Genomic DNA, 24,875 nt, shown 5'->3' on the forward strand with positions numbered 1-24,875 from the left:
CACGAAGGCGCGGGTCCCGGAGAGTCGGGGCCCGCGCCTTTCGTCATTCAGGCTCGGAGGCTCGGAGGCTCGGAGCCCCTGCTCAGGCCGCCGTGATCTTGTCGTCGTTGGCGGCGCCGGCCTCGCGCATGCGGACGCTGACGAGCTTGGAGATGCCCGGCTCCTCCATGGTGACGCCGTAGAGGGTGTTGGAGACCTCCATGGTCCGCTTGTTGTGGGTGATGAGGATGAACTGCGACTGCTTGCTCATCTCCTTCACCATGTCGTTGTAGCGGCCCACGTTGCCCTCATCCAGCGGCGCGTCGACCTCGTCCAGGAGGCAGAAGGGCGTGGGCTTGATGAGGAAGATGCCGAAGATGAGGCCCACCGCGGTGAGGGCCTTCTCGCCACCGGAGAGCAGGTTGACGCTCTGCAGCTTCTTGCCGGGCGGCTGGGCGACGATTTCCACGCCCTGCTCCGCGTTGGGCCCCTCGCTGGTGAGCACCAGGCTGGCGCGCCCGCCGCCGAACAGGCGCGGGAAGATGGCCTGGAACTTCTCGTTCACCACGTCGAAGGTCTGCTTGAAGCGCTCGCGGCTGGCCGCGTCGATGCGCTGGATGGCCTCCTTGAGCTGCTCAATCGAGGCCTGCAGGTCCTTCTTCTGCGCGGCGAGGAAGTCGTAGCGCTTGGACAGCTCCGCGTGCTCGTCGATGGCGGTGAGGTTGATCTCCCCCATCTTCTCCACCTGGGCGCGCAAGTCCTTCAGCTCCGCCTCCGTCTCCGGGGCGAGCGCCGGCAGCAGGTGGTAGTTGTGCAGCTCCAGCGCCAGGTCCACCTGGTGCCGCTCGCGGATGCCCGCCGCCAGGTGCTCCAGCTCCAGGGCAATCTCCCGCTCGCGCAGCGAAATCTGCGACAGCCCCTGCATCAGCTCGTCCACCCGGCCGCGCAGCTCGCGGAACTGGGTGTCCTGCTCGCGCACCTCGGCGGACGCCAGGGTGTGCGCGGCGCGGCGGGCCTCCAGCCCCTCCGCGGCCAGCCGGTGCTCCTCGGCGCGCTGGGCCAGGCCGCCCTCGGTGCCCTCAATCCGGCGCTCCAGCTCCTCGGTGCGCGAGCCGCCCTCCAGCACGGTGGCCTGGAGGCGGGTGACGCGCGTCTCCATGTCCTTGCGCTGGGTGACGAGGCTCTCCAGCTCCTTGCGCGCGGACTCGCCGCGCTCGCTGCCGGCGGCCACCTTGATGCGCAGGCCCGTCAGCTCGCCGTTGGCGACCTCCGCGCGCTGGCGCAAGGACTCCTGCTCCCCCGCCAGCTGCTTCACGCGCTCCTCGCGGCCCTCGCGGTCCGCCTGGCCGTGCGCCACCTCGCCGCGGCTCGTCTCCTCCTCGTGCGCCAGCGCGCTGTGGCTCTGCGCCAGCTGCGCGTCCTCGGACTCCAGCGCCCGCAGCCGCTCGCGCACCCGGGCCAGGTCCTCGCCCGCCTTGTGCAGGTCCTTCTCCTGGCTGGCGAGATTCACCTCCTCGGCGTGCTGGTTCTTCGCCAGCCCCTTGAGGACGCCCTCGGTGTGCCCCATCTGCTTCTGGAGCGTGTAGTGGCGGGTGAGGATTTCGTTGTAGCGCTCCTCCACCCGGGCCACCTCGGCGGCCAGCTCGGCGATTTCGCGCTTCTTCTGGAGCGCGCCCACCGCCGCGCCCTCGCGCTCACCACCGACGATGGTGCCGTCGGGACGGAACACCTCGCCGTCCTGCGTGACGAGCGTGCACGTGGGGCCGCCGGCCTCCGCGTATGCCCGCGCGGCGCCAATGTCCTGGACGATGACCACGTCCCCGAGCAAGAGCTGCACCAGGGGGCGCAGCGTCTCCTCGCACGTCACCTCGCGGGGGGCATGGGCCAGCACGCCCGGGCGGCTGAAGTCCGGCTCCTGCAGGGGCGGCAGCGAGTCCAGCGCGGGCACGGGCAGGAAGCTGCCCCGCCCCTCCGCGTGGCCCTTGAGGTACTCCACCAGCTCCACGCCCTTGTCGCGGCTCTCGACGATGACGTGCTGCAGGCGCTCGCCCAGCGCCGCCTCCACCGCGCGCTCGTAGCGCTGGGTGACGGAGATGACGTCGGCCACGAGGCCGAAGATGCCCTGCTCGCGGGCCACCGTGCCGGCGCGCATCATGACGGCGCGCACGCCGCGGTCGAAGCCGTCGTAGTTCTTCTGGATGTCCTCCAGGGACGACAGGCGGCTGCGCTTGTCGCTCAGCTCCTCGCGCAGGGAGATGACCTGGATTTCGTTCTCCGTGAAGTCGGCGCGGGTGCGGCTGAGCGCCTCCTCCTCCTGGCCCTTGCGCTCGGCCAGCTCCGCGGCGAGGTGGCGGGTGTCCTCCACCCGCTTCGCCACGTCGCCGCGCACCGCCTCCAGCTGGGATTCCTGCGCGCGCAGCGCCTCCAGCTCCCCCTGGAGCTTCGCCCGGCGGGACTCCAAGTCCGTGCGCTGGCGGGCCAGGTTGACGAGGTTGCTCTCGTGGTTGGCCAGGCGCCCGGCCACGGCCACCAGGCCCGCGCGCTCCTGCTCCAGGCGCAGCGCCACCTCCGTCTGGAGCTGGGACACGCGGCGCAGCTCCTCCTGCGCCACCTGCATGGCGACCTCGTCCTCCTTCCACGAGCCGGCGATGCCGGACAGCTCCGCCTCGCGCGCGGCCATGGCCTCGGCCATCTCCGCCTGCCGCGCCAGCAGCCCGTCCAGCTCCACCTTCGCCGCCGCCACGCGGGCGCGCGTCTCCTCCAGGTCCTTCTTCCCGTACGACAGCTCCTGCGTGTCGCGCTGCACGCTGCTCTCCAGCGCGTGCACCTCGGCGGCGAGCGCCTGCAGGGCGGCGGCCTCGGCCTCCAGCTCCGCGCGGCGCTGGGTGATGGACTCCTCCAGCCCCTTCACCCGGTCCAGGCTCTCGCGCTCCTCCGTGCCCAGGTTCTCCAGGCGGGACTTGAGGACCTGCTTCTCCGACAGGAGCTCCAGGTGGCGGTGGCTGGCGGCGTGCAGGTCGATGTCCCGCATGCGCGCCTTGAGCTTCTTGTACTTCTCCGCCTTCTTCGCCTGGCGCGACAGCACGTCGAGCCGCTTCTCCAGCTCGTTGGTGATGTCCGTGACGCGCAGGAGGTTGGCGTCGGTCGCCTCCATCTTCCGCTCGGCGGCCTTGCGGCGGGCCTTGTACTTGGTGACGCCCGCGGCCTCCTCCAGCAGGTGGCGCCGGTCCTCCGGCTTGCTGGACACGATGAGGCCCACGCGGCCCTGCTCGATGATGGAGTAGGCCTTGGTGCCCACGCCGGTGCCGAGGAACAGCTCGGTGATGTCCAGCAGGCGGCACTGCGCCTTGTTGATGAGGTACTCGGAGTCGCCGTTGCGGAACAGGCGCCGCGTCACCGTGACTTCGGAGAAGCCCTGGTACTGCGGGGCGAGCTGATCCGTCTCGTCCACGAGGAAGGTGAGCGACACCTCCGCCATGGACAGCGGCGGCTTGTTCTCCGAGCCGTTGAAGATGACGTCCTCCATGCCGCGGCCACGGAGGTTCTTCGCGCTCTGCTCGCCCATCACCCAGCGGATGGCGTCCACGACGTTGGACTTTCCACAGCCGTTGGGGCCGACGATGCCCGTGACGCCTTCATCGAACGTGAAGACGCTCCGCTCCATGAAGGACTTGAAGCCGGTGATGTCCAACCGCTTGATTCGCATGCCAGCGGGCTCCTGGTGAGGCGCGGAGTACGGGGAATAAAGTGAGCGCGAGGCCGAAAAATCGGCTCCGGAACGATCGGCAGGAGTACCAGTCGCCCCCCGGCCGATCAAGCGTGACCATGCCTCAGGTGGCCATACGTTCGGCTGCTTGCCCTTCAACAGGGCAGGCTCGGGGCACGTCTGGCCGTTCCGTGGGGTTGCAAAGTGGGAGTCCCACCCTACCTTCCAATTGCTTTTTCTGGAGGTTGCCTACGTTCCAGCCCTTTCTTGCCGTGTCGCTCCTCATGGGAGCGTCCCCTACGCCGGACGTAGCACCCCGGTCTGACACGCCGGCGGTTGCCTCTCCGGCAGCCGCCTGCCCCAACCCGTATTTCCCGCTGGAGGACGGCCTCAAGCTGACCTACCGGGCAGGCAAGTCCTCGGAGATGGTGCTCTCCACGAAGGACGTGACGCCGGTGCCGGAGGGCCTCAAGGGCACCGTCGCGGTGAAGCTGAAGAGCCGCGAGGGCCAGACGGAGGCCACGTGTACCTCCGAGGGCATCCGCACGGGCCTGGGCGGCCTGGAGGGCACCCTGCTCTCCGCGTCCGGCATGGACGTGCAGGTGGTGAGCGCCGAGGGCGTCGCCGTGCCCGCTCCTTCCACCATGGTGCCCGGAGGGACGTGGAAGAACAGCCTCTCCGTGAAGCTCCAGCCGCCCGCGGGCAAGACGGGGGGCATCCGTCCCACCATCGCCACCACGTTCGACAAGGAGGCCACGGTGGTGGGCGAGGAGGAAGTCACCGTCGCCGCCGGGACGTTCAAGGCGCTCAAGGTGAAGAACATCACCACGGCGCGCTCCAGCCGGCCCGGCGCCCAGGGACGCTCCATGGAGAGCTTCATCTGGTTCGCCCCCGGCGTGGGCATCATCAAGCTGGAGACGGCCGGCAGCACCGACCTGGAGCTGCTCAAGGTGGAGCGCCCGGAGCCGCCCAAGGCCGCCAGCAAGACGAAGGTGATGAAGAAGGCCGTGGCCGCGAAGAAGGACCCGAAGGGCTAAGGCCCCGCAAGGGCCAGGCCCCGGAAGCCTACGCCGACTCGTTCGAGGACGTCGGCGGCGTCTCCCCCGGAGGCGCCGCCGCGGACTCCGGGGCGGCCGCGGACTCCGCGGCGGGACGAGGCGCCGTGGCGGCGCGGGACTGGGGCTCCACCGTCACCCGCACCACGCGCGGCCCGTCCACCTCCTCCACCTGGATGCGCCACATGTCGAGCTTCAGGGTGTCCCCCTTCTCCGGGACACGCCCCAGCCGCGCCATGAGGTAGCCGGCAATCGTCGTGACGTCGCCCTCCTCGTCCTCGTCGAGGTCGAAGTTGACGTCCAGCCGCTCCTCCAGGTCATCCAGCTGCGTGGTGCCCGGCAGCTCGAAGCGGCCGCCCGGCAGCGAGCGCACCTCCTCCACGCGGCGGCCCAGCTCCGCCACGTCGCCCACCACCTCGGCCACCACGTCGGAAATCGTCACCAGCCCGGACGTGCCGCCGTGCTCGTCCACCACCAGCGCCGTCTGGCGGCGGCGGCGGCGGAACTCGGCCAACAGCTGCTCCAGCGTGGCGTTCTCCGGGATGAAGAGCACCGGCCGCTGCACCTGCGCCAGGCTGCGCAGCTCCCCGCGCGACAGCAGGAAGAAGAGGTCCTTCGCGTTGACCAGGCCCTCCACCTCGTCGAGGTTGCCGCGGCACACCGGCAGCCACGTGTGGCCCGCCGCGCGCGCGTCCGCGATGCACTTGTCCAGCGGCTCCTCCACGTCGAGGAACTTCACCTGGTTGCGCGGCACCATCACCTGCCGCGCCGTCTTCTGCGCCATCTCCAGCGCCCGCTCGAGCAACTCCGCGCGCGCCGTCGTAATCGCCCCCGCCTGCGCCGAGCTGTGGAGGATGACGCGCAGCTCGTCCTCGCTGTGCGCGTCGTGCGACTCACCCACCGAGTGCAGGCCGAACAGGCGCAGCACCCACGCGGCCAGCCCGTTGAGCAGGACGATGGCCGGGTAGAAGAGGATGTAGAACACCCGCATCGGCACCGCGACGGCGAGCGTGGTGGACTCGGCGCGCTGGATCGCCAGGCTCTTGGGCGCCAGCTCCCCGAGGACGATGTGCAGGAAGGTGATGATGCTGAAGGCGATAACCACCGCGGCCGTGTGGGCCACCGTCGTGGCGGCGCCCTCCGGCACCAGCCCCACCAGCACCGGCTCCAGGAGCGCGGCGAAGGCCGGCTCGCCCAGCCAGCCCAGCCCCAGCGACGCCAGGGTGATGCCGAACTGGGTGGCGGACAGGTACGCGTCCAGGTGGCTCACCATCTTCATCGCGGTGGCCGCTCCGGGCGTCCCCTCATCCACCAGCGCCTGGATTCGCGTGGCGCGGACCTTCACGATGGCGAACTCGGTCGCCACGAAGAAGCCGTTGGCGAAGACCAGGAGGATCGCCAGGCCGAGGAACACCCATTCCATTCCCATGGCGGTGGCTCAGAACAAGGCTTCGAAGTCGGGGTCGCCCTTGAGGGCGTCGAACATGGGGTCCGTGGACAGCCACCCCATGACCTTCGGACGGTCCGCCGCCAGCGACTTCTGGAGGTACTGCACGGCGTCCTTCGGCCGGCCCCAGAGCGCGAACAGCGCGGCCAGGTTGTAGTTGAGCAGCAGGTCCTCGGGGTTCAGCGCCCGGGCCCGCTCATAGGCGCGCTCGGCTTCCGCGTAGAAGCCCTTCTGCGCGTAGCAGATGCCCAAGTCCAGCTGCGCCTCGAAGTTGTCCGGCTCCAGCCGCACCACTTCCTTCAGCTGTGTAATGGCGGAGCGGTAGTCGCCCTCGTCCATCATCAGCGCCGCCAGCTCGTGGCGCGGGAAGGCGTCCTGCGGGTCCAGCTCAATGGCCGTCTGCAGCTCGCGCATGGCCTCCTCCACCCGCCCCTGGTCCGCGTAGGTGAGGCCGAGGTTGAGGTGCGCGTCCGGATACTCCGGGTCCAGTTCAATCGCTTCCTTGTACTCCTCCACCGCCATCTCCCCGGCGTGGGTGGAGAGGAAGCAGGCCAGGTTGTAGTGCGCCGTGGCGCTCTCCGGCTCCAGCTTCAGGGCGGTGAGGTACTCGGTGAGCGCCTCGCGGAAGAGCTTCTTCTCCGCATAGACGGTCGCCAGGTTGTCGTGCGCGTGGGCCGAGCTGGGGTCCAGGTCGATGGCCTTCTTGAACTCCTTGATGGCCTCGTCGAGCCACCCCCGGTCCGCCAGCTCGATTCCGCGAGTGTTGTGCTCGTCGGAGAGCGCGATGTTGTCCTTTTCCCGGGCCATGAGCGCGCGGGCAATCTACGCGTCGCGCAATGAAGGGTGCAAGGTAGAGTTTCCCCCTGCCCATGCGCCACGCCGCCCTCCTGCTGCTCATGTTCGCCGCCTGTCATCCGAGACCCGTTCCCCCAGCGGAGCCCCCTCCGGTGCCGGGACCCGGCCCGACGCTCCCCGCCGAGCCGGACGCGGGCGTCGCCTCGCTCCCCGCCCCGCCGGCCCCACCGGCCGGGGCAGCGGACGCCGGCCCGCCTGTCCAGCCGGTGACGCTCGTGGTGGGCGGCGACGTGACGCTGGGCCACAACCTCCAGACGTACTTCGACGCCCAGGTGGCCAAGGGGCGCTCGCGCGAGGAGATGCTCGCGTACGGCTTCAAGGAGGTGAAGCCGCTGGGCGACGCGGCGGACCTCTTCGCCGTCAACCTGGAGTGCCCCTTCACCGAGGGCGGCGAGAAGCTGCCCAAGAACTTCAACTTCCGCGCGCGGCCGGAGCTGGTGGGCGCGCTCGTGGCCGGCGGCGTGGACGTGGTGAGCCTCGCCAACAACCACATGATGGACTACGGCGCCCAGGGGCTGGTGGACACGCTGGTGACGCTGGAGACCGCGCGCATCCCCTACTTCGGCGCGGGCAGGAACCTCGCCGAGGCGCGCCGGCCCGCCATCCTCACCGTGGGTGGCCTGCGCGTGGCCTTCCTCGGCTACTTCTTCCTCGGCGAGCGCAACATCGAGCCGCCCGAGGTCTACGCCACCGAGACGACGCCGGGCGTGGCCGGGCACTTCTCCGACGTGGAGGTCATGGAGCGGATGCTCGTCGAGGACATCCTCGCCGCGAAGCAGCAGGCGGACATCGTCCTGCCCTTCTTCCACTGGGGCCGCGAGGGCACCTACTCGCCGGAGCCGTACCAGGTGCGGCTGGCCCACGCGGCGATTGAAGCCGGCGCCAGCGGCGTGCTCGGCAGCCACCCGCACGTGCTCCAGTCCATGGAGCTGTTCCAGGGCGCGCCCGTCGTCTACTCGCTGGGCAACTTCGTCTTTGGTGGGAACTGGAACCCGCGCGACAAGCGCAGCGCGCTGTGGAAGGCCCGCTTCGGGCCCGGCGGCTACCTCTCCAGCGAGGTCCTGCCCCTGCGCTCCGACCGCTTCCCGGAGCTGCCCTTCCAGCCGGTGCCCGTCACGGGCAGCGAGGCGGAGGACGTCCTGCGACTCTTGGCGAGCTCCTCGGGAACCGTGGAGCGGATGCTGCCCGAGCTGGAGCCATGGGCCCGCCCGCCTCCCTCCCCCGAACCCCGAGGGAGGGAGTAGCCGGCCAGCTAGACCTTGTTGTTGGACTGGCCCTTCTTGGCGCGGCTGCGGCGGCGCTTCAGCTGGGCCTTCCGACCCTTGGCGCGGTTGGCGACCTTCTTCTTGGAACGATTTCCCTTCTGGGCGGGCATGTGGAAGGACTCCGGGTAGGTGATGTGAAACCGACCGCCAAAGGGCGGTGAGGGCGGCCCTTCTTTCATGCGACCGCCCAGGCAGCCAAGGATTTTCTTGACTCCGCCCACCCTTGCCAGAGGGCGGACAAAGGGGCAATACCCCCCGGAAGAACGATGATTGACAAACTCGAAGACGTCGAGCGCCGGTTCGAGCGCCTCACCGCCGACCTGTCGAACCCCGACGTGCTCGCCGACTCGGCGAGGCTCCAGAAGGTCTCCAAGGAGCGGGCGGGCCTGGAGAAGCTGGTGGACACCTTCCGCACCTACCGCAAGGTGCTGGCCGACCTGAACGAGGTCGAGGCCTGGCTCGGCAGCTCGGACGCGGACGAGAAGGCCTATGCCCGCGAGGCCCTGCCCGGCCTCAAGGAGCAGCGCGAGGAGCTGGAGGCCCAGCTCAAGCTCCTGCTGCTGCCCAAGGACCCCAACGACGAGAAGAACGTCATCCTCGAAATCCGCGCTGGCGCGGGCGGCGACGAGGCGTCCCTCTTCGCGGAGGAGGTCATGCAGATGTACCTCCGCTACGCGGACCGGCGGGGCTGGAAGTCGGACATCATCGACATGAGTGCGGGCAACGCCGGCGGCATCAAGGACGCCACCGTGACGCTGTCCGGGGACGCCGTGTTCAGCAGCCTGAAGTACGAGTCCGGCGTGCACCGCGTGCAGCGCGTGCCCGCCACCGAGACGCAGGGGCGCATCCACACCTCCACGATTACCGTGGCCGTCATGCCCGAGGCCGAGGAGGTGGACGTGAAGCTCAACGAGTCGGATATCGACCGGCAGGCGATGCGCTCCACGGGCGCCGGTGGCCAGAGCGTCAACACGACGGACTCCGCGGTGCGCCTCACCCACCGGCCCACGGGCATCGTCGTGAAGTGCCAGCAGGAGAAGAGCCAGCTCAAGAACTACAACATGGCGCTGCGCATGCTCCGCGCGAAAATCTATGAGATGGAGCAGGAGCGCCTGCGCGCCGAGCGCGACTCCACGCGCCGCTCGCAGGTGGGCACCGGCGACCGCAGCGAGAAGATTCGCACCTACAACTTCCCGCAGGACCGGCTGACGGACCACCGCATCGGGCTCACCGTGCACAACCTGCCGGGCATCATGGCGGGCGGCATCGAGGACGTCATCACCGCCTGCCGGACCTTCTACCAGGCCGAGGCGCTCAAGGCGCAGACGGGCGGAGGCCCGCGGCCCGCTTCTTCCGACGCATGAGCAGCGAGACCTGGACCATCCGCCGGGTCCTCACCTGGACGACGCAGCACTTCGAGAAGCGCCAGGTGGACAGCCCCCGGCTCACCGCCGAAGTCCTCCTGTCGCACGTGCTCAAGGTGGGCCGCGTGCGGCTGTACGTGGACCTGGACCGGCCCCTCTCCAAGGAGGAGCTGGGCACCTTCCGTGCGCTGATTGAGCGGCGCCTGAATGGTGAGCCCACGCAGTACCTCACCGGCATGCGCGAGTTCTACAACCGCACCTTCAAGGTGGACGCGCGGGTGCTGATTCCGAGGCCGGAGACGGAGCTGCTCGTGGAGGCGGCGCTGCGTTTGCTGCCCAAGGACGCGCCGTCGCGGGCCCTGGACGTGTGCACGGGCTCGGGCTGCATCGCCATCAGCCTCGCGGCCGAGCGCCCGCAGGCCACGGTGGTGGCCACGGACCTGTCCCCGGACGCGTGCGCGCTGGCGAAGGAGAACGCCGAAGCCCTCAAGGTGTCGGACAGGGTGACGGTGCTGCAGGGGGACCTCTTCTCCCCGGTGCCGCCGGACGCGCGCTTCCGGGTGGTGGTCTCCAACCCGCCCTACATCGACACCGCGGAAATCGCGACGCTGTCCGCCGAGGTGCGCCGCGAGCCGAAGCTGGCGCTGGACGGCGGGCCGGACGGGCTCGTCGCCATCCGCCGGGTGGTGACGGGCGCGCGGCGCTTCCTGGAGCCTGGCGGGCTCCTTGCAATGGAGATTGGCGAGACACAGGGCCCCGCCGTCCTGGAGCTCCTGCGGGCCGCGGGGTACGCGGACGCGCGCGTGGAGAAGGACCTGGAGCGGCGGGAGCGCATGGCTTTTGGGACACAGCCCGTGGCTGACGGGCCACAGGGCTGAAGAAGCAGGGAACCATGGACAAAATCGTGATGAAGGGTGGCGCGGAGCTGCACGGTGAGGTGCAGGCCTCGGGCGCGAAGAACGCGGCGCTGCCCATCCTGGCCTCCGCGCTGCTGGCGGATGGCACCTCCACCTACCGCAACGTACCGGACCTGGCGGACGTCGGCACCATGCTCAAGGTGCTGCGCACCATGGGCTGCGACGCGGAGCGGCTGACCGCCCGCAAGAAGGACGTGTGCCAGGTGGGCGTCAACGGCCACATCCACCCGGAGGCCCCGTACGATTTGGTGAAGACGATGCGCGCCAGCGTGCTGGTGCTGGGCCCCCTCGTCGCCCGCTTCGGCCGGGCGCGTGTGTCCATGCCGGGCGGGTGCGCCATTGGCGCGCGGCCCATCGACCAGCACCTCAAGGGGCTCAAGGCCCTGGGCGCGGACATCCACCTGACGGAAGGCTACGTGGAGGCCCGGGCGAAGCAGCTCAAGGGCGGCACCGTCAACTTCGACGTCATCACCGTCACCGGCACGGAGAACGTGCTGATGGCGGCGGTGCTCGCCAAGGGCCGCACCATCATGGAGAACTGCGCCCGCGAGCCGGAGATTGAGGAGCTGGCCCGCGTCCTCAACAAGATGGGCGCCCGCATCGAGGGCGCCGGCACCTCCGTCATCACCGTCGAGGGCGTGGACGGCCTCAAGCCCGTGGAGCACGCCATCCTCCCGGACCGCATCGAGGCGGGCACCCTGCTCGTCGCGGCGGCCATCTCCGGCGGCAACGTGCTGGTGAAGCACGCGGTGCCCGAGCACCTGGAGGCCGTGGTGGACAAGCTGCGCGAGGCGGGCTGCACGATTACCGCCGAGGGGGGCGGGCTGCGGTGCAAGGCCCCCCGCACCCTCACCGCGGTGAACATCAACACCACCGAGCACCCGGGCTTCCCCACCGACATGCAGGCCCAGCTCATGGCCCTCATGTCCGTCAGCCAGGGAACGTCCGTCATCAGCGAAAACATCTTCGAGAACCGCTTCATGCACGTCCCGGAGCTGCACCGGCTGGGGGCGGACATCACCATCCAGGGGCACACCGCGGTGGTGAAGGGCGTCAAGGGCCTGAGCGGGGCGCCCGTCATGGCCACGGACCTGAGGGCGAGCGCGTCCCTCATCCTCGCGGGCCTGCGGGCCGAGGGGCGCACGGACGTCAGCCGCGTGTACCACCTGGACCGGGGCTACGAGCGCCTGGAGCGCAAGCTGCGGAGCCTGGGCGCGGACATCCGGCGGGTGAAGGCGAAGGCGTGAGGGACTAGGGGGAGGGGCGCAGAGACGGCGCGTTGCCAACAGAAGCGGCGACGTGGGTTGCATCCGAATTTTCGCGCGACCTATCATTCTCCGAACCACTGGGGAGCATCCCTCCCCCACTGCAGGAGAATGAACGGCCCCATGGATTGCCCCAGCTGCAACGTCGAGATGGCAGATCTCGAGGGGGATGATCTGACGTTGCGAAAGTGTGGAGACTGCGGCGGTCTCTGGATCGACGTCGCGGACCTGAACCGGGTCCTCCTCCACAACAACCTCCCCGGGCTGGAGAGCCAGGGCGGCAAGGTGGATGCGCAGGCACTGACAGGTCAGTGCCCCGAATGCCAGGTGGACCTCGTCCGAGTGGACGGCGGCGACCGCCAGCACCCGCTCCACTACGACACGTGTGAGTCCTGTGGCGGCATCTTCCTGGAGTCGGAGTTCCAGGACGCCACCGACGTGAAGATCGCAGTGGAGGAAATCATCGCCTTCTTCCGCCACTTCAGCTCGAAGAAGAAGCTGGCGGCCCTCTAGGCGTCCGGCTCCTCCCGGGGCCCAGGCCGGGTGGCGCTCGCCGCCCCGCTTCGGCTCAGGGTCTGCCGCGGAACTCGCGGCCCCACTCCTCCGCCAGGGCCCCCTCCACGTCGAGCGAGGCCTCCGGCACCCGTACGCCCTCCTCCCCACCCTTCTGGAGGCGGGCCGTCACCTTTCCGCGCCTGGGTACCTCCAGGGACAGTCGGCTTCCGGACAGCGTGTACGTCCCGGTGACGGACGTGGGGCCGCCGCCCTCCAGGGGCTCGCGGGTGTAGCGGAACGTGCCGTCCATGTAGAAGGACAGGAAGCTCTCGGGGGCGCCCTCCAGGCCGCCGAACCAGGTGCCCAGCAGGGGCGCCAGGCGCGCGTCGTACTTCAGGCGCGGGGCGAGCCACGTGCCGTTGAGGGCCTTGCCGCCCGAGTAGAAGACCAGGTCGGTGATGCAGACGGGCGCCGCGTCGTCGGCGCCGGGGAAGCGGTCCACGACTTCCAGGATGAAGCGCGCGCCGCTCAGGGGCTGGCTGAGCGTCACCGCCTGCAGGCCGCGCTTGTCCTCCACCTTGAGGCTGCGGGAGGCGTCCACGCTGGTGAGGGTGAACTTCTTCGCGCGGGCGCGGGCCTTGAATGCGGCCCGGTCCGTGCCGTCCCCCGTGTAGACGCGCACCTCGTCCACGGTGACGGCGTCCTTGAAGCCGATGGTGATGGGGGCCGGGGACTCGCCGGTGGAGCACCACGCGGTGGTGTCCCGGCCGTCGAGCAGGTTCAGCGGGCTGTAGTGCTGGGGCTGGCCCTTGCGCTCCAGCCAGTCGGAGGTCTCCACGTAGCCGGGGGGGACGGTGGAGGCGGTGGAGGCGGTGGTGGCGAGCAGGAGGGAGGCGAGGAGCAGGCTTCGCATGGGGGTGCATCTTTGATCGCCAGGCGAGGAGGCTCCAATCGCGGATGAAAGCACCGGCGCGGATGTTGGGGTGCTTGACACCGGGTCCCCGCGAGGAAGGATGACGGCCCGTTTCCGGAGGAGACCGTGATGCGACGTTGGGGGTGGGGCTGTGTGCTGGCGGCGATGCTGGTTGCCTGCAAGGAGGACAAGACGCCGGCAATCCAGGACGCGGGCCCGGTGGAGACGGGGCCCTCCGCCCTCACGGAGAAGGAACCGAATGAGCGGCCGGACCAGGCGCTCGCGCTCACCCGGGACAGCACGGTGACGGCGGACCTGGCCGCGCAGCCGAACAAGGCGGATGAGGACTGGTACCGCCTGGCGCCCCCCGCCGCCCGCGTGGCGGACGTCACCGTGTCCGGGCTGCCCGGCGGCGACATCACCCTGGAGGTGTACGACAGGGACCGCAACCGGCTGGCCGCCATCAACAGCGAGGGGGAGGGCAAGCCGGAGCGCTTCCCCAACCTCTACGTGGAGGGCGAGCGCTGGGTGCGCGTGGTGCCCGCGCGCAAGGGCGTGGGCGGCGCCTACACCCTCGACGTGCGGATGCGCGCCGCCAACGACGGCGAGGAGCGCGAGCCCAATGACAGGGCGGTGGACGCGGCCCCCCTGCCCCTGGGCCAGACGGTGACGGCCTTCCTGGGCCATGCCGGGGACGAGGACTGGTACCGCATCGAATTGCCCGAGCCCGCCGCCCCCGCCGGTGGCGCCGCTCCGGGCTCCGAGGGCACGGCGCCCGCGCCCGAGGGGACGCCCTCCCCTGCCCCGGGCACGGAAGGCGCCCCCGCTCCGGGCTCCGGCAGCGCCACGCCGCCTCCGGAGGGCGAGGGCACCGCCCCGCAGGGCACCGCGCAGGAAGGCGCCCCACCCTCCACCACCCCCGAGGGCACCTTCGCCGGGGGCGAGCCGCCCCCGCCCGCGCCTCCCGCCGAGGGCCAGCCCGCGCCGGGCGAGGTGGGCGGCATGGCGGCGGCGCAGGCCGCGACGCAGGCGCTGGATGCCGGGACGGCGGCGCCGGCGGTGCCCCCCGAGCCTCCGTCGGTGGCGCTGAAGATTGACTTGTCCGGGGTGGAGGGCGTGCGGCCGGAGCTGTCGGTGCTGTCGGCGGCGGAGGCGCCGCTGTTCACCCTGCGGGGCAAGGAGGGCGAGGCGCTGTCGCTGCGCAACATCGGGGTGCGCGCCACGGACCGCGTCGTCTACGTGGTGGTGAAGGGAGGCTGGACGGGCACGGGGAAGGAGGCCCGCCGCACCTTCAGCGCCACCGCGCCGTACACGCTCACGGTGACGCAGGAGGAGGCCGGCGCCAACGCGGAGCTGGAGCCCAACGACGAGATCTACAAGGCCACGCCGCTGACGGCCGGGGGCTACCGCGAGGGCTTCCTGTCGCCGAAGGCGGACGTGGACCACTTCGTGCTGAAGACGGCCGAGCCGGTGCTGGCCAAGGTGGAGCTGTCCGGCGTGGAGCGGCTGGACCTGGTGCTCTCCATGGTGGAGCCGCCGCAGGGCGACGGCGAGAAGGAGACGGTGCTCCTGCGCGTCAACGACGGCGAGCTGAAGGAGCCCGAGCGCCTCAACAACGTGGCGTGTAGCGGCAGCTGCTACTTCCGGGTGGAGGGCGCGTCGCGCAAGGTGGACGGCAAGTGGGTGAAGGACTTCGAGAACGCCGAGCAGCCCTACCGCATCAGCATCACCACGGTGGCGGACAACGGCGGTGAGGAGCGCGAGCCCAACAACACCGCGGACCGGGGGCAGGAGCTGACGCCGGGCAAGGCGGTGCGCGGCACGGTGTTCCCGGTGAAGGACACGGACTTCTTCCGGTTGGACCTGTCGGACCGGCCGGTGCGCACGCCCATCAAGGCCATGCTGCTGGGCATCCTCAAGGTGGACGTGGGGCTGTACCTGCACCGGGTGCAGCCAGACGGAAAGCTGACGCTCGTCCAGACGGCCGACCGCGCCAAGGGCGACCAGCCGGAGAGCATCCGCTACAGCGCCGAGCCGGGCGTCTACGTCCTGGAGGTGCGCGACGCGAAGAACCGCGAGGCCAACTTCCAGGACGCCTATCAGCTCACTGTCGAGGAGGGGGAGTAGCCCGACACTTCCCGTTGACAAGGCACGGGAGGGCCCCTACTTTGGCTCTCGCTTCGCCCGCGGTGGTAGCTCAGTTGGTAGAGCACGAGCTTCCCAAGCTCGGGGTCGAGGGTTCGAATCCCTTCCGCCGCTCACAATGAAGGCCGGTAGTCCTGACGAAGGGCTACCGGCCTTCGTGTTTCCGGGCCTCGGGCCTGGCACCGCGCCTGACTGACTGGAGCCCTGGCGGGGGCCCCCGGCCACCCGCTGCGGGCAGCTCCGCGGCAGGGGTAGACTCGCGCCGCGATGCCACGGCCCCCAGCACGCGCAGCCCATTTCCCATGGCAGCTGGACCTGCGTTCGCTGGCGCTGTTCCGCATCCTGCTCGCCCTCTGCACGCTGCTGGACCTCGCCTCGCGCGCCGCCCGGCTCGACTGGTGGTACGCGGACGACGGCATCGTCTCGCGTGCGCTCGCCGAGCACTTCCAGGGCTTTTCCGTGCTGGGCCTTCCCGCGCTGACGCCCGGCACGTGGGGGGCGAGCGTCACCTTCTCCCTGGCGGCGGTGGCGGCGCTGCTGCTGCTGCTGGGCTACCGCTCGCGCCTGATGGCCGCGCTGCTGGCCCTGCTGGTCCTCTCCCTCCACACCCGCAATCCGCTGGTGCTCAGCGGCTCGGACACCGTGTTGCAGCTCGCGCTCATCTGGGCGGCCCTGCTCCCGGTGGGGGCGCGCTTCAGCCTGGATGCGCGCCGCCGGGCACGCTCCCTCGGGGGCACGCCCGCGGCTCCGGCCGGCCCGGCGCTCTGGTCGGGCTGCGCGGCGCTCGGCTTCACCCTGCAGGTCGGCTACTCGTACGTCTTCAACGCGTTCTACAAGTCCGGTGTCTCGTGGCACGACGGGACCGCGCTCGCCCAGGTCTTCTCCACGGGGATGGTCGCGCGCGAGCCGGGCGCCAGCCTGCTCATGTCCCTCCCCGAGCCCGTCCTGCACGGGTTGAGCTGGGGGGTGCTCGGGATGGAGTACGCCGCGGTCTTCCTGCTGCTACTGCCCCTCCCCTGGCTCCGTCTGGCCACGGTGCTCGCGCTGCTGGGGCTGCACCTGGGCATCCTGGTCACCATGAGTGTCGGGCTGTTCCCCCTGCTCTGCGTGGCCTGGCTGGCGGCGCTGCTGCCCGCGCGAGCGTGGGGCCCGGACGGTGCGCGAGAGCCCGCCGCGACACCTCGGCCAGACGCGGCGCTGCTGCCGGGGCGCCTCTCCGCGCTCGTGGCGGCCGTCGTCCTGGTCTTCGTGACCCACGTCAACGTGCAGGGGTACGTCTCCGGCGTCGGGGACGGCTACCGCGCGGCGCTCACCCGGGTGGGGCTCTATCAGCGGTGGAACAAGTTCGCGTCCCAGGCGCGGCCCTTCAGCGGGCACTACGTGGTGCGCGCGGCGCTGCCGGACGGTCTCGAGGTCGACCTCTTCCGCAGCCTCGTGGCCGGACAGGGTGAGCAGGTCGTCCTCACCGAGCAGCGCGACCTGGAGACCCTCTACGGCGGCACCCGGTGGAACTGGCGCGCCGAGGAGTTCCGGCGCTTCGGGATGAACATGATGCTCACCCGGGAGCCGCGCTACGCGGAGGGCCTGGCGCGCGCCCTGTGCGCGCGCTGGAACGCCAGCCGGCCGGAGCCGGTCCGGCGCGCCGAGGTGGTCTACGTGATGTACGAGGAGAACCGCGGCCCCGTGCCCAACTCCCTCTGGGCAGGAAGCTGCACCGACGAGGCTCCCGCCGCCGGCAGGCCCGCGACGGCGCGCGAAGCGCCTTGAAGACCGGGTGAAGTACGTGCGCCTGCCGGAGCGCGAGCAAATCCCCGTCGACGTGAACGAGCCGTTCATCATCGAGCACTACGCGCAGCGCGGCGAGCGGCTGGGCGACGCGGAGGCCTGTTGGGGGCGGGGCGGCAATCACACGTGGCACCCACGGTGTACCCTCGTGAATGCCATGACCCCCGCGGAGAAGCAGAGACTCATCGACCGGGCTCGCGCCATCCTCCTGGAGCAACTGCGCCTTCACGACTCGCGGGCACGCAGGGAGGGCGGGCCGCGCAGCAGCTACGACGAGCTCGACGACGCGGTCCGAGGTGCACTGGCTGGAGACGTCAGCACGGTCACCACGCTGCGTCGCGTCTTCGACGAGTGGGGTTTCGCGATGACGAACTCGTGCAACGAGCGTGGGGTGGCCTCGCTGGGACTCGCGCTGCTTGGAGACCGCCAGTCCATCCAGCGCATTCGCGGGGTGAGCCCGATCAACCTGAGCCGTGAGGCGAAGCCGCTGGCCCTGGCCATCCTCGAGGCCGGGGAGAAGCAGGACGAGTCCCCGGGCAACGACCTGCCCGAGGACTGAGCCGCCACGAGCGACCCACGGCGTGAGGAGCAGCCCGGGGCCGCCGGTTCCCGATGCTGCCCGCGCCGGTGTGGCGAACTTTCCGTGACACGAGCCGTCGACACGTTTGGACGGTTCATCGAACCCACAAGCAGGCGGGCAGGCAGGCACTCGGAATGCTGACGCGGCGGCGGCCCCTCCTCCGCCATCGCAACATGCCCCGCCCCCATGGCGTTTCGCCGTGTCCGTGGCGCATCATGCGCGGGTCGGTAGAGTGGTCACGATGGCGGCACGCGCTTCGCATTCGACACCTCCCGAGCACGGGAGGTCCGCATGTCACGACACATCGCACTTGCGCTCTTCGTCACCGGATTGACGCTCGTGGTGGTGCCCTTCGCCCTGGTCCGGGGCCTCGGTGTGAGGGCACTGTCGAAGCAGCTCCCGGGCCTGGGCGCACTGCCGCTGGACTTCGTCCGGGGAGATGCCGAGCTGCCGCAGCATCTCGAATATGTGCGGCTCGACAGCCACGCCCTCCACGGAAATCTGTTGGGGGATTCTCCCACGCGGGAGCTGGGCGTGCTGCTTCCGCCGTCGTACTTCAGCGCCCCCGAGCGCAAATACCCCGTGGTGTACCTGCTCCATGGCCTGGGGCCGCGGAAGGACGGGCACCTGGGCGCCCTGGGCATCCAGCGCGCCGCGTTCCGCCAGATGGCGGAGGGCGCGCTGCCCGAGCTCATCCTCGTCGCGGTGGATGGGACGACGTCCCTGGGCGGGAGCTACTACGCGCGCTCACCGGCGATTGGTGACTTCGAGACCTACGTGGTGCGTGAAATCGTGGGTGCGGTGGATGCGCGGTACCGGACGCGCGCCGAGGCGACATGGCGCGCGATTGCCGGCTTTTCGATGGGCGGGCACGGTGCCATCAAGCTGGCCATGAAATACCCGGGCGTGTTCTCCAGCGTCGGCACCTTGAGCGCGAGCCCGCTGGCCATCGACCAGCGCAAGTCGCTGTACCGCAACGCCCTGGCGCGCAAGCCCGTGGCGCGCAACGCCGGAGAGCTCGCGGAGCTGTACCCGTTCGAGGACGCCTGGACGGTGGCGTCCATCTACGCCAAGGCCGCCGCGTTCTCTTCCGACCCGGCGCGGGCCCCGCTCTTCCTCGAGCTGCCGTTCCAGAGCGGACGCGACGACGATCCGGTGTGGCGGCGCTGGATGGCGGAGGACCCGCTCACGCTGCTGTCCAGGCGCCATGCCGCGCTGAGCACGCTCGACACGCTGTACATGGACCGGGGCAGCCAGGAGACCCTCCTCGGGGCGGACGCGTTCGACCGGGCGCTCGAGACCTTCGGGATTCCCTTCCGGCACCAGGTGTTCGAAGGCGGGCACGTGGACGACTTCCAGGAGCGGCACCTGCGCATGCTGCGCTCGCTGGCGATGCGCTGGGCTCCGGGCGCGTAGCGCACATCCCGCCTCCAGCCCCGCTGACGAACGGAGGGGGTTGGCCGATACGGGCCGAGCGGGGATGCTCACGGGAATGACCGGGATACAAATCGGCATCTTCGCCAGCGTCTTCGGAGTCGGCCTCGGGACCGCGAGCCTCATCGGCTACGTCCGCTGGCGGCACTGGAAGCAGCAGCTCCAGACCTGGCAGGACTTCGCGACCACTCGCGGCTGGCGCTTCACGGAGACGCCCGGGTGGATGTACTCCGCGGGGACGCTGGAGATGACGGGCCGCCACGCCGGGCGGCCCATCACCGTGAGGACCGAGCACCGGGGCCACGGCAAGACGTTCCACATCGTCACCATCATCCAGCACGAGCTGGGTGAGGGCTTTCCGCGACAGATGGCCATCCGGCCCGAGAAGCTGGGCGACACGTTCGGCAAGCTGTTCGGCGTGAAGGACGAGGAGATTGGTGATGCCAGCCTCGATGACGCGCTGAACCTGACGAACGTCACCCCCCGGGCCCGCGCCCTCCTCCTCAGCGCGGGCATGCGGCAGCCCCTGCTGAACCTGGCCGACGTCTTCGAGACCTTCACCATCGAGAACGGCGTCCTGTCGGTGGAGGTGATCGCCGTCCCGCGCACCACCATCGAGATGTACAGGTTGCTGACGCCCGTGCGTGAGCTGGCCGACGCCATCCGGGGCGCGCTCGGCCATACCCGCTCGCAGGCGGAGGGCACCGGGCAGGACGGCGCCAATTCATGAGCCCCGGTTCCCGGGGCCCGTCCTTCGCCGTCGCAGCGTGAGCCTGTTCGGGCCGAGCGTCGTCGGCACGAAGGAGTCACGCCACCTCCCCGGAGGCGAGCGCCCCACGGCGGCTCGCTTCCGGTGCCTCCCCCGCGGCTCACCGTCCGCGCGTCAGGAAACGCGCTTCCGCTCGACCTCGGCGCGCAGCCGATCCTCCTGGGCACGCAGCTCCGGCGTGAACTCGGCGCCGAAGTCCTCGGCCTCGAAGATGGGACGGATCTCGATCTCCGAATCCTCGCCGGGCATCGGGTCGGGGCAGCGGCGGACCCATTCCACCGCCTCCTCCATCGACTTCACCTGCCAGACCCAATAGCCGGCGAGCAGCTCCTTGGTCTCGGTGAATGGACCGTCGAGGACGCTCTTCTTCCCGCCCGAGAACCGCACCCGCTTGCCCTTGCTGCTCGGGTGGAGGCCGTCGCCTGCCAGCATGATGCCGGCCTTGACCAGCTCCTCGTTGAAGTTGCCCATGTCGGCGAGCAGCTTCTCGCTGGGCATCACACCGGCCTCGGAGTTCTTCGTCGCCTTGATCAGCACCATGACTCGCATCGTCGTGCTCCTTTCAGGGTTGAGGAGGACGCTCCGGCCGAAATGACCATCCGCGCCCCTTTCAAAATGGCGACGAACGAGTCCGGCAAGGATCGACAAGGCCCCCCGGAAATCCGCCAACGCGCTCGGCCGGCGCATGAAGACCCCTCGTGAGTTCAGGCGCTTGGAGCGTCCTCCCTGTGACCCAGGACCCTCCAACGCCACGAACGGGAAAGGCACGCTCGGGCGTACCTCCGCTCGCACGGTCCCCAGACCGAGCCACCCTGATTCACCGGCCACGCATCACGACGCACCTGGGCGAGGAAGGCGTCCAGGTCATGCGACCGGGCCCCATCGCTCATCATGGGCCGTCGCTTCCGACGTGCTCCGCGGGACCCGAGGTGGGTGGACGCGGTTTCCGAAATGCGGGGCCGTAACATGCGCCCTTGTGCACGTAGTTGTTGTAGTCCTCGTCGCAATACTTCACGTCGACTTCCAGCTTCAGCCAGCATCCTCCATTGAGGGGAACCTGCCCCCTGCTGGGACAGCGCCCCGTGGCGTCTGGCCGCGCCTGTCCTGGAAGCGGCCTGGGGGGCAGATCCACCGAAATGGTCGACCACGCCGAAGGCACCCGAGTCAGCGGCACCGGGGCCGTCAGCGCGGTGTCTCCGACCGCCACGGCGCCACCATCCCTTGAATCCTCCGACGCTGACGCGTGTCGCGGCTCGCTCTCTTCTCCGGGCTGCACGCTCAGCATCATCCCCCCGGCTGCCAACGCCATGGCTCCTCCCAGGCTGGCCGCCGCGAGCCAGGAGCGATTGAGACGTTCAGGCGCCCGTGGCACGACGTGCCGGGAGGTGCCCCCCGACTCCGAAGGCCAGTCCTCCTCCCCGGCGAAGAGAGGCACCTCCGCCTCCGGCCCCGCCTTCCTCGCGGCCCGCTCCAGCGCCTCGGCCAGCTCGCGGGCACTGCCACGCGCCTCGGGCCGCACCGAGAGCATCCGCGACACCAGCTCGCTCAGCTCCGCGCAACAGCGGACGTTGACGGCGCGGGCGGGCCGTGGGCCCGCGCCCTCCAGGCTCCAGACGTGGGAGTCCTTATCCACCGGCGACGCCGTGGGAGGGTATTCGCCCGTCACCAGTCGCCAGGCCGTCACTCCCAGCGCGAAGACGTCATCCGCCGGCCCGGGCGCGTAGGCAGGGGTCGACTCGAGGATGGGGAGCCGCACGGAGCGCCAGGCCTCCGGCGAGCGGTAGGGCGGAGTCCCGGGAGGAAACGGCGGTGGCGTCAGTGGGACGGCCTCCACGTAGTGCCCGGAGCCGAAGTCGGTGAGGAAGACCCGGCCATCCGTGGCACTCACGAGGACGTTGTCGCCCTTCACGTCCCTGTGCACGCCTCCCACGGCATGTGTGGCCGCCAGGGCCCGCGCGAGGCAGGCGAAGGCGCGGAGCACCTGACGGGAGGTGGGGCGCATCACGAGGGCCCAGTCGTACAGCGACAGGCCCTCCACCCACTCCATCGCGAACCAGGGATGGGGAAGGCCCCCGGGTGGCCGCCAGCGCCCCTGGTCCACGAGGCGCGGGACGCTCGGGTGGCGGAGGCGGGAGAGCAGCTCCACCTCGCGTGCGAAGCGCTCATCCGCCGGGCGCAGGGCCAGCTTGAGGGCGACGGGGCCGCGTCCCCCCTCAACGCCGAAGGCCCGGTAGACGGCGCCGTAGGCTCCCGCGCCTCGCCGCTCCATCACGCGCCAGGGCCCCACCCTCGTCCCCGAGGGGAGGCGTGCCGGATTCAGGTGGCCAGACTGCATGGGTGCCCCACGAGAGGATTCGCTGCGCTCGCCGCAAGCCTACTTCCCGCGTTGGCCTGTGTCAGCGCAATCCCCGGGGTGGTGCATCGCCCCCATGTGCCCACGACGGGACGCTTCGCGCCATGCGGAAATCACCGTGGGAAGACGGGAGCAGACAGCCTGCTCCCGTCCTCGGTCATCTCCCTGCCCCTCGTCTATCGTCTGGCCCCATGAACCTCGTCATCACAGGCGCCAACCGCGGCATCGGACTCGAACTCACCCGGCAGTACCTCGCGCGTGGCCACACCGTGCACGCGGGCGCCCGTGACCCGGAGCAGGCCCGGGAGCTCACCGCCTTCGCGGGCGCCTCCGGCGGCCGGCTGCACGTGCGCGCCCTCGATGTGGCAAGCGACGAGAGCGTGTGCGCATTCGCCGCCGCGCTGACGGGCCCGGTGGACCTGCTCATCAACAACGCGGGCGTGCGCACCCGGCGCGACGACCTCGAGGACCTCTCGCTCGAGGATGCGCTGCAAATGCTGCAGGTGAACGCGCTTGGCGCACTGCGGGTGACGCGCGCGTTGCTGCCGCGGCTGCGCGAGGCGCGGGGGGCGAAGATCGCGAGCCTCAGCTCGGGACTCGGCTCCATCACGGACAACACCTCGGGCGGGGGCTACGGCTACCGGATGTCGAAGGCGGCGCTGAACATGGCCACGCGCTCGCTCGCGCAGGACCTGCGCGGCGATGGGCTCATCGCAGTGGCCCTCAGTCCCGGCTGGGTGCAGACGGACATGGGCGGCTCGAGCGCGCCGACGCAGGTGTCCGAGTCGGCCGCGGGGCTGCTCGCGGTGCTCGACCGGTTGACCCTGCAGGACAGCGGCAGCTTCTTCGACTTCCGGGACGAGCGCATCGCCTGGTGAAGCGGGCCATGGCTGCGCCAGCAAACTCAACACCCCGCCTGCCGGAGGGGCCCCTGCGCCGGGGGCCCGCTTCGCAGGCCGCGCGGGCAACCCCCGGTGCTCCAGCGTCGCCCTCCCCCGTGGCGGAGGCCCCACCTCCTCCCTTGTCTTAGGGAATTGTCGCAGTGTCTGCGTTGGTCGAGTCTGGGTGCACGACCTGGGCCCGAAGAGACGGATTGCCAGGTTCAATCACTCGCTGGAAAGGGAACGAAAATGACCTTCCTTCGCAACCTCGCCCTCTATCTCCCCGCCATCCTCGGCATCATCCTGTATGTCTCACCGGCCGCCGCGCAGTCGCCTGTCTCCTGCGGCACCGTCGTTGCCGGCTACCTGGATGCCCCCTACGCGGGCAGCGACTGGTTGGAGGTCATCGGCACCCGGGTGACCGCCCGTGGCACCTTTGGCTTCTCCGCCTTCACGATGGTCGACGGTTACCAGGTCGAGACCCATCCCTTGCATACCGCCGCGGCGGGACCCAAGGCGGTCTTCACTGCCCCGAGGAGCGGCAGCGCGTACACCGGCTACTTCCATGAGGTGTTTCCCGGCCGTGGAAACGGCGCCGAGGACCGCTGGCAGTTCTGGATCGAGCGCAGCGGCGGCGTCTACCTCCGCTCGGTGACCTGGAACGGTGCGTGGGCTCTGATGCAGAACGTGGTTTGCTACGGCGGTCCCTCCGGCCAGCTGGTCGTCATCGGCCTGTTCAACAATCCGGGTTTCGGCACCGACTTCTGGACCTTCGTCATGCGGCGCAGCTATTTGATCTGAAGGACGTCCTTCCACTCGCCATAGCCCTCCGCGGGCGCGCCGCTCTTCATGAACTTGCGCACGTCGGAGTCGAACTCCAGCAAGATGCTTCCCACGGACTGGCTCAGCCAGTCTTCATCGCTGGAGGCCAGCAGGCGCCCGGCGGCATGGAGCGCCGGAGCTCCATGCTTGACGGCGAGAACGACAGCGAATTGGTGACTCTCCGCACCTGACACCTGGCGCTGCGCGGGGGCATTCAGGAGCCAGCGTGCCCCCGTGCCTCCGAGGACCTCTGACTCCGCGCACGTCCGGACCGCTTCGGAGATGAGAGGGCCCACGCCCTCCTTCCCGTAGCGCTCCACCGCGACCTCCGACGTCAGTCGCGCGGTGGGCAGCGGCACCCAGAGCCCCACCTTCTTCAGCGTGTCGAGCTGGAGCGAGCCGCTCAATTCCGTGCGCGCCTTCACCTCCGCGCCCTGCTCAGGCATCAGCCCGAGCACGCGAAAGGCGCCTGGGCTTTCTTCTTCCGTGCTGAACTCCAAACGGCACTCGACGCGCGAGAAGCCCTGGTCCCGCATCGGGAACAGCGTCAGGGGAATGTCGACCTGCCACAGCGAGTACCCGTCCGGACAGGGCACCTCCGGGCCCCGGTACGGCGTCACCGTCAGCTCGCGGTGAAACGACACCAGCTCCGCGGTGGCCTGCTTGCGCAGGTTGATGAAGTGCCACCCCAGGTGCGCGAAGCGGGCCAGGGCGGCGGGACGAGACCTCAGCCGAAACGCGTCATGCACGGCCTCATCCCAGCGCGCCAGGGCGCCCACCGGAGGATGTCTCTCCAGGAATCTGTCGAGCGCCTCGCTCATCGTCTCATGGTTGTCGCGCACGAC

At 70.1% G+C, this 24,875-nt stretch carries 20 protein-coding genes, 1 tRNA gene and 1 pseudogene; 14 read left to right on the plus strand and 8 right to left on the minus strand.

Annotated elements, in window-relative coordinates:
- Positions 1–82: 82 nt before the first annotated feature.
- The gene (gene smc / locus ACX9TP_RS32535; RefSeq protein ID WP_482974535.1) at positions 83–3,685 is read right to left on the minus strand and encodes a chromosome segregation protein SMC; all 3,603 of its coding nucleotides are present in this window, start codon (positions 3,683–3,685) and stop codon (positions 83–85) included.
- Positions 3,686–3,969: 284 nt separating this feature from the next.
- Here smc and ACX9TP_RS32540 point away from each other — a divergent pair, with 284 nt between their 5' ends.
- Complete coding sequence (locus tag ACX9TP_RS32540) at positions 3,970–4,722, plus strand: TapB family protein (protein WP_482974536.1); 753 nt, start codon at positions 3,970–3,972, stop codon at positions 4,720–4,722.
- Positions 4,723–4,750: 28 nt separating this feature from the next.
- Here the strand turns inward: ACX9TP_RS32540 and ACX9TP_RS32545 are convergent, their stop codons facing one another.
- Positions 4,751–6,169, minus strand: a complete 1,419-nt coding sequence (locus ACX9TP_RS32545; protein ID WP_482974537.1) for a hemolysin family protein — start codon at positions 6,167–6,169, stop codon at positions 4,751–4,753.
- Positions 6,170–6,178: 9 nt separating this feature from the next.
- Positions 6,179–6,994: a tetratricopeptide repeat protein gene (locus ACX9TP_RS32550; protein WP_163998505.1), complete on the minus strand. Its 816-nt coding sequence runs from the start codon at positions 6,992–6,994 to the stop codon at positions 6,179–6,181.
- A gap of 62 nt (positions 6,995–7,056) precedes the next feature.
- Between ACX9TP_RS32550 and ACX9TP_RS32555 the strand changes: the two genes are divergently transcribed.
- Positions 7,057–8,286, plus strand: coding sequence for a CapA family protein (locus tag ACX9TP_RS32555; protein ID WP_482974538.1), 1,230 nt, complete (start codon positions 7,057–7,059; stop codon positions 8,284–8,286).
- An 8-nt stretch (positions 8,287–8,294) separates the two neighbouring features.
- On the opposite strand, the gene ACX9TP_RS32560 is transcribed toward ACX9TP_RS32555, so the two are convergent.
- Complete coding sequence (locus tag ACX9TP_RS32560; RefSeq protein ID WP_013941470.1) at positions 8,295–8,417, minus strand: hypothetical protein; 123 nt, start codon at positions 8,415–8,417, stop codon at positions 8,295–8,297.
- Positions 8,418–8,573: 156 nt separating this feature from the next.
- Between ACX9TP_RS32560 and prfA the strand changes: the two genes are divergently transcribed.
- From prfA to ACX9TP_RS32580, 4 genes are all read left to right on the plus strand, one after another.
- On the plus strand, positions 8,574–9,671 hold the full coding sequence (gene prfA / locus ACX9TP_RS32565; RefSeq protein ID WP_482974539.1) for a peptide chain release factor 1: 1,098 nt from the start codon (positions 8,574–8,576) through the stop codon (positions 9,669–9,671).
- Positions 9,668–10,549, plus strand: a complete 882-nt coding sequence (prmC, locus tag ACX9TP_RS32570) for a peptide chain release factor N(5)-glutamine methyltransferase (protein WP_482974540.1) — start codon at positions 9,668–9,670, stop codon at positions 10,547–10,549. The genes prfA and prmC overlap by 4 nt, the downstream gene beginning before the upstream one ends.
- 14 nt (positions 10,550–10,563) lie before the next feature.
- On the plus strand, positions 10,564–11,835 hold the full coding sequence (murA, locus tag ACX9TP_RS32575) for a UDP-N-acetylglucosamine 1-carboxyvinyltransferase (RefSeq protein WP_482974541.1): 1,272 nt from the start codon (positions 10,564–10,566) through the stop codon (positions 11,833–11,835).
- Positions 11,836–11,976: 141 nt separating this feature from the next.
- On the plus strand, positions 11,977–12,366 hold the full coding sequence (locus tag ACX9TP_RS32580) for a zf-TFIIB domain-containing protein (RefSeq protein WP_267861136.1): 390 nt from the start codon (positions 11,977–11,979) through the stop codon (positions 12,364–12,366).
- 55 nt (positions 12,367–12,421) lie between these two features.
- Here the strand turns inward: ACX9TP_RS32580 and ACX9TP_RS32585 are convergent, their stop codons facing one another.
- Positions 12,422–13,261: an NADase-type glycan-binding domain-containing protein gene (locus tag ACX9TP_RS32585; protein WP_482974542.1), complete on the minus strand. Its 840-nt coding sequence runs from the start codon at positions 13,259–13,261 to the stop codon at positions 12,422–12,424.
- Between the two features lie 129 nt (positions 13,262–13,390).
- Here ACX9TP_RS32585 and ACX9TP_RS32590 point away from each other — a divergent pair, with 129 nt between their 5' ends.
- From ACX9TP_RS32590 to ACX9TP_RS32615, 6 genes and pseudogenes are all read left to right on the plus strand, one after another.
- Positions 13,391–15,388, plus strand: a complete 1,998-nt coding sequence (locus ACX9TP_RS32590) for an ABC transporter substrate-binding protein (RefSeq protein ID WP_482974543.1) — start codon at positions 13,391–13,393, stop codon at positions 15,386–15,388.
- A gap of 59 nt (positions 15,389–15,447) precedes the next feature.
- Positions 15,448–15,520, plus strand: a tRNA-Gly gene (locus ACX9TP_RS32595).
- 153 nt (positions 15,521–15,673) lie between these two features.
- On the plus strand, positions 15,674–17,173 hold the full coding sequence (locus ACX9TP_RS32600) for an HTTM domain-containing protein (protein WP_482974544.1): 1,500 nt from the start codon (positions 15,674–15,676) through the stop codon (positions 17,171–17,173).
- 7 nt (positions 17,174–17,180) lie between these two features.
- Positions 17,181–17,264 (plus strand): annotated as a pseudogene (locus tag ACX9TP_RS32605) (30S ribosomal protein S4); the annotation flags it as partial.
- A 798-nt stretch (positions 17,265–18,062) separates the two neighbouring features.
- The gene (locus ACX9TP_RS32610; protein ID WP_482974545.1) at positions 18,063–19,187 is read left to right on the plus strand and encodes an alpha/beta hydrolase; all 1,125 of its coding nucleotides are present in this window, start codon (positions 18,063–18,065) and stop codon (positions 19,185–19,187) included.
- Positions 19,188–19,263: 76 nt separating this feature from the next.
- The gene (locus tag ACX9TP_RS32615) at positions 19,264–19,935 is read left to right on the plus strand and encodes a hypothetical protein (RefSeq protein WP_482974546.1); all 672 of its coding nucleotides are present in this window, start codon (positions 19,264–19,266) and stop codon (positions 19,933–19,935) included.
- Between the two features lie 153 nt (positions 19,936–20,088).
- Here ACX9TP_RS32615 and ACX9TP_RS32620 read toward each other — a convergent pair whose 3' ends face one another.
- Both ACX9TP_RS32620 and ACX9TP_RS32625 read right to left on the minus strand, forming a co-directional pair.
- Positions 20,089–20,523, minus strand: a complete 435-nt coding sequence (locus tag ACX9TP_RS32620) for a YciI family protein (protein ID WP_482982256.1) — start codon at positions 20,521–20,523, stop codon at positions 20,089–20,091.
- Between the two features lie 340 nt (positions 20,524–20,863).
- A complete protein-coding gene (locus ACX9TP_RS32625) occupies positions 20,864–22,243 on the minus strand; it encodes a serine/threonine-protein kinase (RefSeq protein ID WP_482982257.1) in 1,380 nt (459 codons plus the stop codon).
- Between the two features lie 275 nt (positions 22,244–22,518).
- Between ACX9TP_RS32625 and ACX9TP_RS32630 the strand changes: the two genes are divergently transcribed.
- Both ACX9TP_RS32630 and ACX9TP_RS32635 read left to right on the plus strand, forming a co-directional pair.
- Positions 22,519–23,205 carry an SDR family oxidoreductase gene (locus ACX9TP_RS32630; protein WP_482974547.1) on the plus strand — a complete coding sequence of 229 codons (687 nt, stop codon included), beginning with the start codon at positions 22,519–22,521 and terminating at the stop codon, positions 23,203–23,205.
- A gap of 252 nt (positions 23,206–23,457) precedes the next feature.
- A complete protein-coding gene (locus tag ACX9TP_RS32635) occupies positions 23,458–24,009 on the plus strand; it encodes a hypothetical protein (RefSeq protein ID WP_482974548.1) in 552 nt (183 codons plus the stop codon).
- Here the strand turns inward: ACX9TP_RS32635 and ACX9TP_RS32640 are convergent.
- Positions 23,997–24,872 carry a hypothetical protein gene (locus ACX9TP_RS32640; protein WP_482974549.1) on the minus strand — a complete coding sequence of 292 codons (876 nt, stop codon included), beginning with the start codon at positions 24,870–24,872 and terminating at the stop codon, positions 23,997–23,999. The two genes, ACX9TP_RS32635 and ACX9TP_RS32640, sit on opposite strands and share 13 nt — an antisense overlap.
- Between the last annotated feature and the right edge of the window lie 3 nt (positions 24,873–24,875).

The sequence above is a fragment of the Pyxidicoccus sp. M15 genome (genome assembly GCF_056858435.1).